Source organism: Xanthomonas cannabis (assembly GCF_040616535.1).
GTDB lineage: Bacteria > Pseudomonadota > Gammaproteobacteria > Xanthomonadales > Xanthomonadaceae > Xanthomonas > Xanthomonas cannabis.
Genome location: NZ_CP136580.1, coordinates 1,798,590 through 1,812,790, shown reverse-complemented (window position 1 = coordinate 1,812,790; position 14,201 = coordinate 1,798,590). Strand labels below are relative to the sequence as shown.

The 14,201-nt window shown below is 66.6% G+C and carries 11 protein-coding genes; 10 read left to right on the top strand and 1 reads right to left on the bottom strand.

The window, feature by feature from the left end:
* Positions 1 to 166: 166 nt before the first annotated feature.
* Positions 167 to 667 (top strand): DUF3060 domain-containing protein, encoded by a 501-nt coding sequence (locus RZV17_RS07780; RefSeq protein ID WP_355608397.1) that lies wholly within the window; start codon positions 167 to 169, stop codon positions 665 to 667.
* A gap of 174 nt (positions 668 to 841) precedes the next feature.
* On the opposite strand, the gene RZV17_RS07775 is transcribed toward RZV17_RS07780, so the two are convergent.
* Positions 842 to 1,210, bottom strand: coding sequence for a PDZ domain-containing protein (locus RZV17_RS07775; protein WP_081422588.1), 369 nt, complete (start codon positions 1,208 to 1,210; stop codon positions 842 to 844).
* A 333-nt stretch (positions 1,211 to 1,543) separates the two neighbouring features.
* Here RZV17_RS07775 and RZV17_RS07770 point away from each other — a divergent pair, with 333 nt between their 5' ends.
* The 9 genes from RZV17_RS07770 (at position 1,544) to RZV17_RS07730 (ending at position 14,118) form a co-directional block, all read left to right on the top strand.
* Positions 1,544 to 3,016: a cupin domain-containing protein gene (locus tag RZV17_RS07770; protein ID WP_355608393.1), complete on the top strand. Its 1,473-nt coding sequence runs from the start codon at positions 1,544 to 1,546 to the stop codon at positions 3,014 to 3,016.
* Positions 3,013 to 3,942: a GNAT family N-acetyltransferase gene (locus RZV17_RS07765; RefSeq protein ID WP_355608390.1), complete on the top strand. Its 930-nt coding sequence runs from the start codon at positions 3,013 to 3,015 to the stop codon at positions 3,940 to 3,942. The genes RZV17_RS07770 and RZV17_RS07765 overlap by 4 nt, the downstream gene beginning before the upstream one ends.
* 180 nt (positions 3,943 to 4,122) lie before the next feature.
* Positions 4,123 to 6,951, top strand: a complete 2,829-nt coding sequence (locus RZV17_RS07760) for a 2-oxoglutarate dehydrogenase E1 component (protein WP_047696717.1) — start codon at positions 4,123 to 4,125, stop codon at positions 6,949 to 6,951.
* Positions 6,952 to 6,991: 40 nt separating this feature from the next.
* Positions 6,992 to 8,203, top strand: coding sequence for a dihydrolipoyllysine-residue succinyltransferase (gene sucB / locus RZV17_RS07755; protein ID WP_355608386.1), 1,212 nt, complete (start codon positions 6,992 to 6,994; stop codon positions 8,201 to 8,203).
* A 146-nt stretch (positions 8,204 to 8,349) separates the two neighbouring features.
* Positions 8,350 to 9,786: a dihydrolipoyl dehydrogenase gene (gene lpdA, locus RZV17_RS07750; RefSeq protein WP_355608383.1), complete on the top strand. Its 1,437-nt coding sequence runs from the start codon at positions 8,350 to 8,352 to the stop codon at positions 9,784 to 9,786.
* 158 nt (positions 9,787 to 9,944) lie between these two features.
* Positions 9,945 to 10,538 (top strand): TIGR00730 family Rossman fold protein, encoded by a 594-nt coding sequence (locus RZV17_RS07745; RefSeq protein ID WP_039403243.1) that lies wholly within the window; start codon positions 9,945 to 9,947, stop codon positions 10,536 to 10,538.
* 227 nt (positions 10,539 to 10,765) lie between these two features.
* Positions 10,766 to 11,368 carry a YigZ family protein gene (locus RZV17_RS07740; RefSeq protein WP_166752727.1) on the top strand — a complete coding sequence of 201 codons (603 nt, stop codon included), beginning with the start codon at positions 10,766 to 10,768 and terminating at the stop codon, positions 11,366 to 11,368.
* On the top strand, positions 11,365 to 13,131 hold the full coding sequence (locus tag RZV17_RS07735) for an ABC transporter transmembrane domain-containing protein (protein WP_166750373.1): 1,767 nt from the start codon (positions 11,365 to 11,367) through the stop codon (positions 13,129 to 13,131). Before RZV17_RS07740 ends, RZV17_RS07735 begins: the two co-directional genes overlap by 4 nt.
* Positions 13,132 to 13,218: 87 nt before the next feature.
* A complete protein-coding gene (locus tag RZV17_RS07730; protein ID WP_104580012.1) occupies positions 13,219 to 14,118 on the top strand; it encodes a hydrogen peroxide-inducible genes activator in 900 nt (299 codons plus the stop codon).
* Positions 14,119 to 14,201 lie beyond the last annotated feature (83 nt).

Sequence of the window (14,201 nt, the reverse complement as noted above, 5' to 3'; positions counted from 1 at the left end):
GCGTGATGGCAACAGCCGGACGCGACCGTAGTCCGGCGGCGGCGCCGGCCGCGCTCGCCAGCCGCGCAACCGGCGCATGCCTTGGCGCCGGTTGCAAGAGCGGCGTCGACGGCCTGCCGCATCGCGGCTGGTATGGTGCCGGCCTCATCCAAGCAAAGGATTTCCCATGCGCGCAGTCCGGATTACCCCTGTGCTGTTTGCATTGACCGGCATGGCCGCCTTGAGTGGCTGCGGCGCCGAGGGCCCCGCCGGCCAGGCCATGTCGGCCATGTCGTCCACGCTGACCGATCCGGCCAGCGGCGCCGATTGCGGCGGCAAGGACGTGCGGCTGACCCGTAACGACAGCGAGTGGATCCTGCACGGCGACTGCGGCACGGTCACCATCACCGCCTCGCGCGGCGCAATGAATCTGGACAAGGCCCGCGCCATTCGCGTGGAAGGCAGCAACTTCACCGTGCTCAATGCGCAGCTGGGCGAGCTCAGCGTGATCGGCCACGACAACACGCTCAATCTGACCAATGTCGACAGCGTCGACATCCAGGGCAACAAGAACCTGGTGCTGGCGCACGACGTGAAGCAGGTGCGGTTTTCCGGCAACGACAACACCGTCAATCCGTCCAGCAAGCCCAGCCTGGATGATCGCGGCAGCGGCAACAAAGTGATGTAAGCCGCGCTGCACGTGGTTGCCGGTGCAGCACGCGCAGCCGCCTGGGCCACACTGCCGACCAGTGGTGATGTCATGCAGGTGCCCTTGCTGCCACAGCATCAAGCCGATCGGCGAGACACCCAGGCGCTGCATTCCAGCGCGAATTGCGTGAGCATAGCGATCGGCGCCGGCCGATCAGGGCCGCCGCGCCGCCACCAGGGTCACTTCACGCGGCTTGGCAGCGCCCCGCACGATCACGAACCGCAAGGTTTCGCCGACCTTGCGAGTGACCGCCGCTTTCAGCACATCGGCCTTGCTGCCTGCCACCGGGACGCCCTGCGCCGACACGATTGCATCGCCTACCTGCAGACCGGCCGCGGCGGCCGGCGATGCCGGCTTGATGCCATCGATCTTGACCGACGTGAGGGTGGGGTTGAACGAAAACCCCTCGCTTTCCACGGCAAAACTCAGACCGAACCACCCCTTCTCTTCCGCTGCCTGCACCGCGCCGCTGATGCTCAGCATGGCGGTCAGCAACAGCGCACCCGCTGTCCAACGACGCATCGGTCAGTCCTTTGTCGAAAGCAGCGCATACCCCGCTGCGGTGACCCAGTATCGGGCTCCTGATGCGGCGCGCTCATGTGCCATCGGACACCCGCCCTTGCGTCACAACACGGCGGGCGCCGATCTCCGTGCGGGCTGCATGGCGCCGCAGCGTTGTACAGCCGACCACAGTCATCCGCACCGCACAGGCCGAATCACCACCTCCCTGAAGCCTTGCCTGTTGCCGCCCTAGCGCGCAGGTGCAGATCCGGCGCAAGCATCGGACAATAGCGGCATTCGCGCCGGCCCTGCCCGCGCCCCAGTCTTCCATCGATACCCTGCAAGGAACCCCACATGGCTGCACGCAAGGCAACCCCTCCCGTCATCGAAGTCCAGGCCCGCCCGGGTCAGCCGTTGGGCATGCCGGTGGAGCGCTTTCTGCGCAATTACTGGCACAAGCACCCGCTGCTGATCCGCAATGCCTTCGCGGACTTCGCCTCGCCGCTGCAGCCGGAAGATCTGGCCGGCCTGGCCTGCGAAGACGGCGTGCTGGCACGCCTGATCAGCCACGACCGCGCCACCGACGGCTGGGACGTGCGCACCGGCCCATTCCAGGAAACCGACTTCCCGGGCCTGCCCGACCATGACTGGACCCTGCTGGTGCAGGACGTGGACAAGTGGGACGCCGACGTGCGCGCACTGCTGGAGCACTTCCGCTTCCTGCCGCGCTGGCGCATCGACGACATCATGATCAGCTTCGCCGCCACCGGTGGCTCGGTCGGCGCGCATGTCGACCATTACGACGTGTTCCTGCTGCAGGGCCAGGGCCAGCGCCGCTGGCAGATCGACGCACGCACCTCGCAGGGCCGCAAGCCCACGCCGCTCGCGTTCCGTGACGATGTCGACCTCAAGCTGCTGCGCGAGTTCAAGCCCACCCACGAGTGGGTGCTGGGCCCGGGCGACATGCTGTATCTGCCGCCGCTGGTCCCGCATCACGGTGTGGCCGAAGACGCCTGCCTGACGTTCTCCATCGGCACCCGCGCCCCGTCCTCGGCCGAGCTGATCGGCGATTACCTGGACACCTTGATCGCCGATGCCGACGAAGCGGTGCGTTACCACGATGAAGACCTCAAGGTGCCGACCGACCCGTACGAGATCGACGTCACCGCGATGAACCGCGTGGTCGCCGCGCTCAACGCGCTGCGCATGAACGACCCGGACCGCCTGGGCGACTGGTTCGGCCGGTTCATGACCACCTACCGCGCCTCCGGCGACGTGGTGCCCGCGCCCGAGCCGATCCCGCGCGAAGCGGTGGAACAGGCCCTGGACGAAGGCGTGGTGCTGTACCGCCACCCGTGGTCGCGCTTGGCCTGGCGGCGCGCAAAGCGCGGCGCCACGCTGTTCTGCAGCGGCCTGGAATTTGCGCTCTCCGCCAAGGACGCCGCACGCCTGGCGGCCGCCGAGGAAGTCGATGGCGCGCTGTACGGCCAGCTGACGGGACGCGGCCGCGAGGTAGTGCTGGAGCTGCTGGCCCAGGGCCATTACCAGCGCGCCCATGAGGATACGCACGAGGACATCGAGGACGCGCAGGCAGCAGCGCTGAGCGTGTCGGCCGATCACGACGACGCGCATGACGATGCCGATACCGTGGACGCCGACGATGCCATCGACGACGCTGCGGATGTCGAGGAGGTCGCTGACGACGCGGATACCCCGGAAGAGCGCGTCGATTCCGCCGAAGCGGAGCTCGGCGAGGACGAGAACGGGGACGACGACGAAGATGCCTCGGACATCGACGAAGACCAAGGCAGCTCTCCTCGCCCATGAGCCCACACGGCAGGCCACAGATCGTTTCGCTGGACCCGGCCACCGACGCCGCCGCCCTGCGTACGCTGCGCCTGGCCTGCGGCGCGGCCCCGGGCGCTTCGGCCGGGGCCGAGTGGGACGCGCTGGACCCGCTCAGCCTGCACCTGGCCGCGCGCACCGAGGAGGGCCAACTGGTCGCCTCGGTCCGGCTGACCCCGGACCGGCGCGTCGACCGGCTCGGCTTGGTGCCGGACTGGCGCCGCTGCGGCCTGTCGGATCAACTGCTTGCCGCCGCCGTGGCCAGCGCCGCCCAGCGTGGCTGGCCCAGCCTGCAGGCCCGTGTGACTGCAAACGCCGGGGCGGCCTTCGCACGCCAGGGCTTTCTTCCCGACGGCCCTGCCAACCTGTCACCCGACGGCAGCGCCGATGCCGTCGATCCACCCGGCACGCCGGTCCATCGCCGGCTCGACGGCCCCATGGCGGTGGATACCCTCGGTGCGGCCCTGGCCGCCACCACCGGCCTGCTGTGCAGCGCGCGGCGGCAATTGCTGATCTACACCCGCGCCCTGGACCCGCCCCTGTTCGACAATCCCGGGGTACTGGATGCACTGCGACGCTTCGCCACTGCACGCCACGACAAGCGCGTGCAGGTGCTGGTGCAGGACACCGCCAGCGCCGCGGCCAGCAGCAGCGCGATGTTGCGTCTGGCCCAGCGCCTGCCCAGCGTGTTCCGGTTCCGCGCCGTCAGCGATCCTGTCGATACCAGTTATGCATCGGCATATGTGGTCGGCGATGACGCCTACTACTTTCGTCCAACAGGCCATCGTTTCGACGACGGCGAAACCTGGCTGTCCGGCGCGGCCCGCAGTCGCCAGCTGGAGCGCGAATTCGCGCAGATATGGGAGCGCAGCGCGCTCTGGAACGAGCCGCGCGCACTCGGCATCTGACGCCGCAACGCCCTTGCCACGTAGGCGCGATGCCGATTGGTCTACCCGGCCGGTCAGCTCGCAGACGCCCCCTCACCAGCGCAAGGGGGTATAATTTTTCGAGATTCGATACCGACCGATAGGGCATCTCGCCCTGCCGCTTCCGAACAGTCATCCCCACAGCAGACCCGACTTACCATCGTGGATAATCTCCTAAAGCAGTTCGCGCAGTCATCGCAGCTCGCCGGCGGCAACGCCGCCTATATCGAGGATCTGTACGAGCAGTACCTCGTCGCCCCGGACAGTGTCGATCCGAAGTGGAAGAGTTATTTCGACGGCTTCAATGGTCGCGATGCCGGTGATGTGCCGCACTCGGCGGCCATTGCCCACATCCTCAGCGCCTCCAAGCAGGCCGCCCATGCCGGGACCGGCGCGGGCGCCAGCGACGAGCGCGAGCGCAATGTCGGCCGCTTGATCACTGCCTACCGTGCGCGCGGTCACCTGGGCGCACAGCTCGATCCGCTCGGGCTCACCCCGCCGGTCAACCCGCCCGATCTGGACCTGCCGTTCCACAGCCTCTCGCAGGCGGACATGGACAGCGAGTTCAGCACCGGTGGCGTCGGCGGCCAGCCGCGGATGAAGCTGAAGGATCTGCTGGCCCGCCTGAAGGCGACCTACGCCAGCACCATCGGCGCAGAGTTCATGCACATCCAGGAGTTCGACCAGCGCCAGTGGATTTACCGGCGCCTGGAAGATGCGGGCGGCCGGATTGCCGGCGATGCGGCCAGCCGCAAGCGCACCCTGGAGCGGCTCACCGCCGCCGAAGGCCTGGAGCGCTACCTGCACACCAAGTACGTCGGCCAGAAGCGTTTTTCGCTGGAAGGCGGCGACTCGCTGATTCCGATGATGGACGAGATCATTCGCCAGTCCGGCAACGATCAGGTCAAGGACATCGTGATCGGCATGGCCCACCGCGGCCGCCTCAACGTGCTGGTCAATACGCTGGGCAAGAACCCGCGCAAGCTGTTCGACGAATTCGAAGGCAAGTTCGAGCATGCCCATGACGACCGCGCGCACACCGGCGACGTCAAGTACCACATGGGCTTCTCGGCCGACATCGCCGTCGGCACCGACAAGCAGGTGCATCTGGCGCTGGCGTTCAATCCCTCGCACCTGGAAATCGTCGACCCGGTCGTGGTGGGCAGCGTGCGCTCCCGCCAGGAGCGTTTCGGCGATGCCGAGCGCAAGAGCGTGCTGCCGATCCTGATCCACGGCGATGCCGCGTTTGCCGGCCAGGGCGTGGTGATGGAGCTGTTCCAGATGTCGCAGGCACGCGGTTTCGCGGTCGGCGGCACGGTGCACATTGTCGTCAACAACCAGATCGGCTTCACCACCAGTACCCGCGACGACGCCCGCTCCACGCTGTACTGCACGGACGTCGCCAAGATGATCGGCGCGCCGGTCTTCCACGTGAACGGCGACGACCCGGACGCGGTGATGTTCGTGTCCAAGCTGGCCTACGAATTCCGCCAGCAGTTCAAGAAGGACGTGGTCATCGACCTGGTCTGCTACCGCCGCTGGGGCCATAACGAAGCCGACGAGCCGGCAGCGACCCAGCCGGTGATGTACCAGACCATCCGCAAGCACAAGACCACCCGCGAGCTCTACGCCGCCAAGCTGGAAAGCGAGGGCGTGCTGAGCGCCGACGAGGCCAAGGCGCTGGTGGACGGCTACCGCAACAAGCTGGATTCGGGCGAGTACACCACCGAACTGGCCAAGCGCAAGCCGGACGAATTCGCCATCGATTGGTCCAAGTATCTGGTCGGCACCGCCGCCGATCCGGTGGACACGCGCGTCAAGCGCGATCAGCTGGACCGTCTGGCCAAGCTGATCACCACCATCCCCGAGGGCGTGGAGCTGCACGCCCGCGTTGCCAAGATCTACGACGACCGCGTCAAGATGGCCGCTGGCGATCAGCTCGGCGACTGGGGCTTTGCCGAAAACCTCGCCTACGCCACCTTGCTGGCCGAAGGCCACAAGCTGCGCCTGGTGGGCCAGGATGCTGGTCGTGGCACGTTCTTCCACCGACACGCGATCCTGCATGACCAGAAGAACGACAACTACTATCTGCCGCTGCGCCAGCTGGTCGAGAACCCGGAAGACGCCACCATCATCGATTCGCTGCTCAGCGAAGAAGCGGTGATGGGCTTCGAGTACGGCTATTCCACCACCGACCCGAATGCGCTGTGCATCTGGGAAGCGCAGTTCGGCGACTTCGCCAACGGCGCGCAGGTGGTGATCGACCAGTTCATCGCCGCCGGCGAAGCCAAGTGGGGCCGTATCGCGGGCCTGTCGCTGTTCCTGCCGCATGGTTACGAAGGGCAAGGCCCGGAGCACAGCTCTGCGCGTCTGGAGCGCTTCCTGCAACTGTGCGCGCTGGAGAACATGCTGGTCTGCGTGCCGACCACGCCGGCGCAGTGCTTCCACATGATCCGTCGCCAGATGCGCATGACCACCCGCAAGCCGCTGGTGGTGATGACGCCCAAGTCGCTGCTGCGCCACAAGCTGGCGGTGTCCAGCCTGGAAGAACTGGCCGACGGGCAGTTCCAGCATCTGATCCCGGATGCCAAGGCCGACGCGGCCAAGGTCAAGCGCGTGGTGTTGTGCTCGGGCAAGGTCTATTACGACCTGCTCGAAGACCAGACCAAGCGTGGCCAGGACGATGTCGCCATCGTGCGTATCGAGCAGCTGTACCCGTTCCCGCGGGCGCAGCTGGCAGCCGAGCTCAAGGGCTATGCCAATGCCACCGACGTGGTGTGGTGCCAGGAAGAACCGCAGAACCAGGGTGCGTGGTACCAGATCCGCCATCACCTGAACTTCTGCCTGGCCGGTGGCCAGAGCCTGCATTACGCCGGCCGCGCCCGTTCGCCCTCGCCTGCCGCCGGCCACATGGCCGACCACATCGCCGAACAGCAGAAGCTGGTCGCCGATGCGTTGCTCAATCCGTTCAACGACCAAGTCGCTGAATAACTCCTTCCCCAAAGAACGAAAACCCTAGGACGCTCCCCGAATGGCCACCGAAGTCAAAGTTCCGGTACTGCCCGAATCCGTTTCCGACGCCACCATCGCCAGCTGGCACAAGAAGGCCGGTGAAGCGGTCAAGCGCGACGAGAATCTGGTCGACCTGGAAACCGACAAGGTCGTGTTGGAAGTTCCTTCGCCGGTCGACGGCGTGTTGAAGGAAATCAAGTTCGAGACCGGCAGCACGGTCACCAGCAACCAGATTCTGGCGATCATCGAAGAAGGCGCCGTGGCTGCGGCTGCACCGGCCGAAGAGAAGAAGGCCGATGCACCGGCCGCTGCGGCAGTGCCTGCTGCTGCGCCGGCCCCGGCTGCTGCCGCGGCACCTGCACCGGCGTCCAAGTCCGCTGCAGATTCGCTGCCGCCGGGTGCACGCTTTGCCGCGATCACCCAGGGCGTGGATCCGTCGCAGGTCGAGGGCACCGGCCGTCGCGGCGCGGTGACCAAGGAAGACATCGTCAACTTCGCCAAGGCCGGCGGCGTGGGCAAGGCCTCGGGCGCCCGTCCGGAAGAGCGCGTGGCGATGACCCGCGTGCGCAAGACCATCGCCAAGCGCCTGATGGAGTCGAAGAACTCCACCGCGATGCTGACTACCTTCAACGAGGTCAACCTGGCCAAGGTGTCGGCCGCACGCAAGGAGCTGCAGGACGAGTTCCAGAAGGCGCACGGCATCAAGCTCGGTTTCATGAGCTTCTTCGTCAAGGCCGCCGCCAACGCGCTGCAGCGCTTCCCGCTGGTCAACGCCTCGATCGACGGCGACGACATCATCTATCACGGCTACAGCGACATCTCGATTGCCGTCTCCACCGACAAGGGCCTGGTCACGCCGGTGCTGCGTAACGTCGAGCGCCAGTCGTTTGCAGAGGTCGAACAGGGCATCGCCGATTACGCCGCCAAGGCGCGCGCCGGCAAGCTGGGCCTGGACGATCTGCAGGGCGGCACCTTCACCATCACCAATGGCGGCACCTTCGGCTCGCTGCTGTCCACCCCGATCATCAACCCGCCGCAGAGCGCCATCCTGGGCATGCACGCGATCAAGGAACGTCCGATCGCCGAGAACGGCCAGGTCGTGATCGCGCCGATGATGTATCTGGCACTGTCCTACGACCACCGCATCATCGACGGCAAGGACTCGGTGCAGTTCCTGGTCGACATCAAGAACCAGCTGGAAAACCCGGGCCGCATGCTGTTCGGCCTTTAAGAGCCGGGAATCGGGAATGGAGAGTCGGGAATGGGACAAGCGCCCACCGCCCGCTCCATTCCCGCCTGGACCTGGATGGCACGCGACAGGCGCATGCGCTGTTGCGATTCCCCATTCCCTATTCCCCATTCCCGTGAGCAAATGAAATGAGCGAACAATTCGACGTCGTCGTCATCGGTGCCGGTCCGGCCGGTTATCACGCCGCCATCCGCGCGGCCCAGCTGGGCATGAAGGTCGCCTGCATCGACGCCGCACTCGGCAAGGACGGCAAGCCCGCCCTGGGCGGTACCTGCCTGCGCGTGGGCTGCATCCCGTCCAAGGCGCTGCTGGATTCTTCGCGCCAGTTCTGGAACATGGGCCACCTGTTCGGCGACCACGGCATCAGCTTCAACGACGCCAAGATGGACGTGCCCACCATGATCGGCCGCAAGGACAAGATCGTGAAGCAGTTCACCGGCGGCATCGCGATGCTGTTCAAGGCCAACAAGATCACCCCGTACTACGGCTTCGGCCAGCTGCAGCCGGGCAATATCGTCAAGGTGACCCAGCACGAAGGCGGCGAAATCGAGCTGAAGGGCACCAACGTGATCCTGGCGGCCGGTTCGGAATCGATCGAACTGCCGTTCGCCAAGTTCGACGGCGACACCATCGTCGACAACGTCGGCGGCCTGGATTTCACCGCCGTTCCCAAGCGTCTGGCCGTCATCGGCGCTGGCGTCATCGGCCTGGAGCTGGGCAGCGTGTGGAAGCGCCTGGGCGCCGAGGTCACCATCCTCGAAGCGCTGCCCGACTTCCTGTCGCTGGCCGATGCCGAAGTGGCCAAGACCGCGTTGAAGGAATTCAAGAAGCAGGGCCTGGACATCAAGCTCGGCGCCAAGGTCAGCAAGACCGAGATCACCGGCAGCGGCGATGCCAAGCAGGTGGTGCTCAGCTACACCGACGCCGCGGGCGAGCAGACCCTGACCGTGGACAAGCTGCTGGTGGCCGTGGGCCGCAAGGCCGCGACCAAGAACCTGCTGGCCGACGGCACCGGGGTCAAGGTCACCGACCGTGGCCAGATCGAGGTCGACGGGCATTGCCACACCGGCGTGGACGGCGTGTGGGCGATCGGCGACTGCGTGCGTGGCCCGATGCTGGCGCACAAGGGTTTCGAAGAAGGCATTGCGGTGGCCGAACTGATCGCCGGCCTGCCGGGCCACGTCAACTTCGACACCATTCCGTGGGTCATCTACACCGAACCGGAGATTGCCTGGGTCGGCAAGACCGAGCAGCAGCTCAAGGACGAAGGTGTCGCCTACAAGGCTGGCAGCTTCCCGTTCGCGGCAATCGGGCGTGCGGTCGCCATGGGCGAGCCGGCCGGCTTCGTCAAGGTGATTGCCGATGCCGAGACCGACCGCGTGCTGGGCATGCATCTGGTGGGCGTGGGTGTGTCCGAGCTGGTGCACGAAGGTGTGCTGACGATGGAGTTCAATGGCTCGGCGGATGATCTGGCCCGCATCTGCCACGCGCATCCGACCCTGTCCGAGGCGATTCACGATGCCGCGATGGCCGTGAGCAAGCGCGCGATCCATAAGGCGAACTGAGGCCGGGAATCGGGAGTGGGGAATCGGGAATCGTAGAAGCGCTCCCTTGCTCACTCTTGTGCTGACGCCGGACCTAGGTCCGGCGTCATGCGTTCCGGCTTCCGCTTTTGCTCTTGCTTTAACCATTCCCAATTCCCCACTCCCCATTCCCGAATCCCATGAAAAGCATCTGCGTCTACTGCGGTTCCAACGCCGGTAACAAACCGGCCTATGCCGAACGCGCCACCGCCCTGGGCACGCGCATCGCCGAGCAAGGCCTGCGGTTGGTTTACGGCGGTGGCAACGTCGGCCTGATGGGCACGGTGGCCAACGCGGTACTCGCCGCCGGCGGCCAGGTCACAGGGGTGATCCCCAAGCAGCTGGCCGACTGGGAAGTGGCGCACCGCGGACTGACCGAGCTTGAGATCGTCGGCTCGATGCACGAGCGCAAGATGCGCATGTTCGAGCTGTCCGATGCCTTCGTCGCCCTGCCCGGCGGTTTCGGCACCATGGAAGAGATTTTCGAAATGCTGACCTGGCGCCAGCTCGGCATCGGCAACAAGCCCTGCGCGTTCCTGGATATCGAAAATTTCTATGCGCCGCTGATCGGCATGATCGATCGCATGGTGGAAGAACGGTTCCTGCACCCGGATCAGCGCACCGACCTGTGGTACGGCGCCGATATCGAGCAGATGCTGGAGTGGATGCAGCACTACACGCCGGCGCAGGCGTCCAAGTGGATCGACGAAAAGCGTCGCGCGACGCTGGTGTAGTCGACGACACTTCAAGCTCACCTGGTTCATCGCGCGCCGTGCCTGCGACGACGTGCGGTGAAACTGGCCGGCACCCGCGTCAACTCGCCGATCCACCGAGGGTGAGATCGCTCGGCACCATTCAATCCGCCATGACTGCGCCCCGCGGCCGCGGCGCCAATCCGACAGCCAGGGTCTGCCAGTCGGCCACCATGACTGCGGCAACCGGCATCGCTGCCTCGCTTAGAATGGCAGCGATGCTCGATACCCTTGCCGCTGACGCGCACCACAGCCTGGACATCAAGCACAGCCGCTTTCTGGCCCATGCCTGTGCGCTCGACACTGCGGCCCAGGCGCTGGAGATTGTGCAGCGCGTCTCCACGCCCGATGCCACGCACAACTGCTGGGCCTATCGCTTTGGGCAGGATTACCGCTCCAGCGACGATGGCGAGCCCAGCGGCACTGCCGGCCGGCCGATCCTGGCGGCCATCGACGGCCAGGGATTCGATCGGGTGGTGGTGATCGTCACGCGCTGGTATGGCGGCATCAAGCTTGGTGCCGGAGGACTGGTCCGCGCCTACGGTGGTACCGCTGCCGAATGCCTGCGCCTGGCAACACGGCGGCCGTTGATCGCAGTCACGCTGCTCGACCTGCACTGCCAGTTCGACGATCTGGGCCTGGTGCACGCCGCGCTTGCCGCCTTCCACGCCGACAAACTGGACGAACAGTTCGACGCGACAGGCGCAGCGCTGCGCGTGCAACTGCCTGCAGATCAGCTTGCCGGCTTGAAAACGCGCCTATGCGACGCCACTCGCAATCGTGTCCATCTCTCACTTCCGGAAACCGCATGAATCAGCCAGCCGCCAGGCCCAGTCCGTTGCGGAAGCTTGGCAGCCTGCGCACCTTGTGGCCATTCGTGCAACGCCAGCGCGGCCTGTTCGCGGCATGGCTGATTGCGCTGGCGGTGTCGTCGGCGGCCACGCTGAGCCTGCCGGCCGCGGTCAAGCGCATGATCGACCACGGCTTCTCCGGTGGCGCACAGATCAACCAGGCATTCGCGCTGCTGTTTGCAGTGGCGGTGGTGCTGGCGTTGGCCACGGCGGCGCGCTTCTACTTCGTTTCACTGCTGGGCGAAAAGGTAGTCGCCGACCTGCGCGGGCGGCTGTACGCGCACCTGATCGGACTGGATGCCGGGTTTCACGACCGCAGCCGCAGCGGCGAGCTGGTGTCGCGGCTGTCGGCAGACAGCGAGCTGCTGCGTGGGCTGATCGGCACCACCATGTCGGTGGCGCTGCGCAGCTCGGTGACGGTGATCGGCAGCATGGTGATGTTGTTCGTCACCAGCCCGCGCCTGGCCGGCTTCACCCTGATCGGCATTCCGCTGGCGGTGCTGCCGATCGTGCTGGGCGCACGCCGGCTGCAGAAGATCTCGCGTGCCAGCCAGGACCGCGTGGCCGATGCCAATACCCTGGCGGCCGAAACGCTGGGCGCAGTGCGCACCGTGCAGGCGCATGCGCGCGAGCGCTACGAAAGCCAGCGCTTCAGCCAGGCGCTGTTTGCCGCCATCGACACCGCCCGGCTGCGGATCCGCACCCAGGCCGGCGTCACGGCGGTGGCGATCGTGCTGATCTTCGGCGCCATCGTCGCGGTGCTGTGGCTGGGCGCGCACGACGTGGTGGCCGGGCGCATGACGCCGGGCACGCTGGGGCAGTTCGTGCTGTATGCCTTGATTGGTGGCGGCTCGGTCGGCGCGCTGGCCGAGGTCTGGAATGAGTTGCAACGTGCTGCCGGCGGCATGGGCCGGGTCGGCGAACTGCTCGAAGAACAACCGGCGATCGTGGCGCCGCCCGTGCCCACGCCGCTGCCGCACCCCCTGCGTGGCGCGATCCATTTCGACCAGGTGGTGTTCCATTACCCGCAGCGTCCCGACGCGCCGGCGCTGGATGGCTTCGACCTGCAGGTCAGCCCCGGCGAAACCGTAGCCCTGGTCGGTCCCTCGGGAGCCGGCAAGAGCACCGTGCTGTCGATGCTGCTGCGCTTCCATGACCCCGCCAGTGGCAGCGTGCGCATCGACGGGGTGGACCTGCGCCAGACCGACCCGGTGCGGCTGCGCGAACACATCGCCCTGGTCCCGCAGCAACCCACCCTGTTTGCTGCCAGTGCAGCCGACAACATCCGCTACGGCCGCCTGGAGGCCAGCGCCGCCGACGTGGAAGCCGCGGCCACCGCTGCGGAGGCCGATGGCTTCCTGCAGGCACTGCCGCAGGGCTACGCCAGCGAACTCGGTGAGCGTGGCACGCGTCTGTCCGGTGGCCAGCAGCAACGCGTGGCGATCGCGCGTGCGCTGCTCAAGGACGCGCCGATCCTGTTGCTGGACGAGGCCACCAGCGCACTGGACGCGCAGAGCGAGCGCGCCGTGCAACAGGCACTGGACCGGCTGATGCAGGGCCGCACTACCCTGGTCATCGCGCACCGCCTGGCCACCGTGCTCAAGGCCGACCGCATCGTGGTCATGGATGCCGGCCGCATCGTGGCACAGGGCACGCATGCGCAGCTGATCGCCGAAGGTGGCCTGTATGCCGAGCTGGCGCGCTTGCAGTTCATCGATCAATGACCCCGGCTTGATCCCGACCCGTGGGGCGATGCGTGTCGGCCGAGCCGGCGCAGCGCCCCCGGGCAAACTGCCCCGACCGACGTGCCCATGCCCCGCCCCAAGACCACCCTCCGCCAGCTCAGTTATTTCGTCGCGCTGGCCGATACCGGCAGCTTCACCCGTGCCGCCGACCAGATGGGCGTCTCGCAGCCGTCGCTGTCGCAGCAGATCCGTGCACTGGAAACCATCATCGGTGCGCCGCTGTTCGAGCGCGGCGTGCCGGCCATCCTGACCCCGCTGGGCCGCGACCTGCTCGACCGCGCGCGCAGCATCCTGCTCGACGTCACCGATCTGGAGGAAGTGCGCGCCACCTCGGCCGACCCGTTGATCGGCACCATCCGCCTCGGTGTCTCGCCGACCCTGGGCGCCTATCTGATGCCCAGCCTGGTCGCGCGCCTGCACCGCGAGCACCCGGCGCTGCGCGTGCATGTGCGCGAGGGTCTGCCGACGGTGCTGGCCAGCGACCTGGCCAACGGCGTGCACGACCTGATCCTGGCGCAATTGCCGGTGGCCGGACGCAGCCTGCACAGCGAGCGGCTGTTCCGCGAACCGCTGCACGTCACCATGGCCGCCGATCACCCGCTGCGCAGCAAGCGCTGGATCACCCCGGCCGACCTGTGCGGCGCCAACCTGCTCACCCTGATGCCGGAGTACCGCCTGGCCGAACAGGTGGCCGCCATTGCGATGGAGGTCGGTGCCCATGTCCTGCGCGATTACGAAGGCACCAGTCTGGATGCGATCCGCCAGATGGCCGGCATGGGCATGGGCCTTGCATTGCTCCCGGACCTGTACGTACGCCAGGAAATCCGCGAAGGCGACGACGTGGTGGTTCGGCCGGTCAAAGGCGGGCGCTACTATAGGGAGATCGGTTTGCTCTGGCGGCAGGGTGCCGGTCGCGCGCCCGCCTTCGGTTTGATCGCCGATCTGCTGCGTGCCGTAGCCGCATAGGAAAATCCTATGCGCTGAATAAGCGCTGCGGCCTTGTTCCAGGGCCGGCAACTCGTCAATGTTTTACTGAACTCATCAACGGA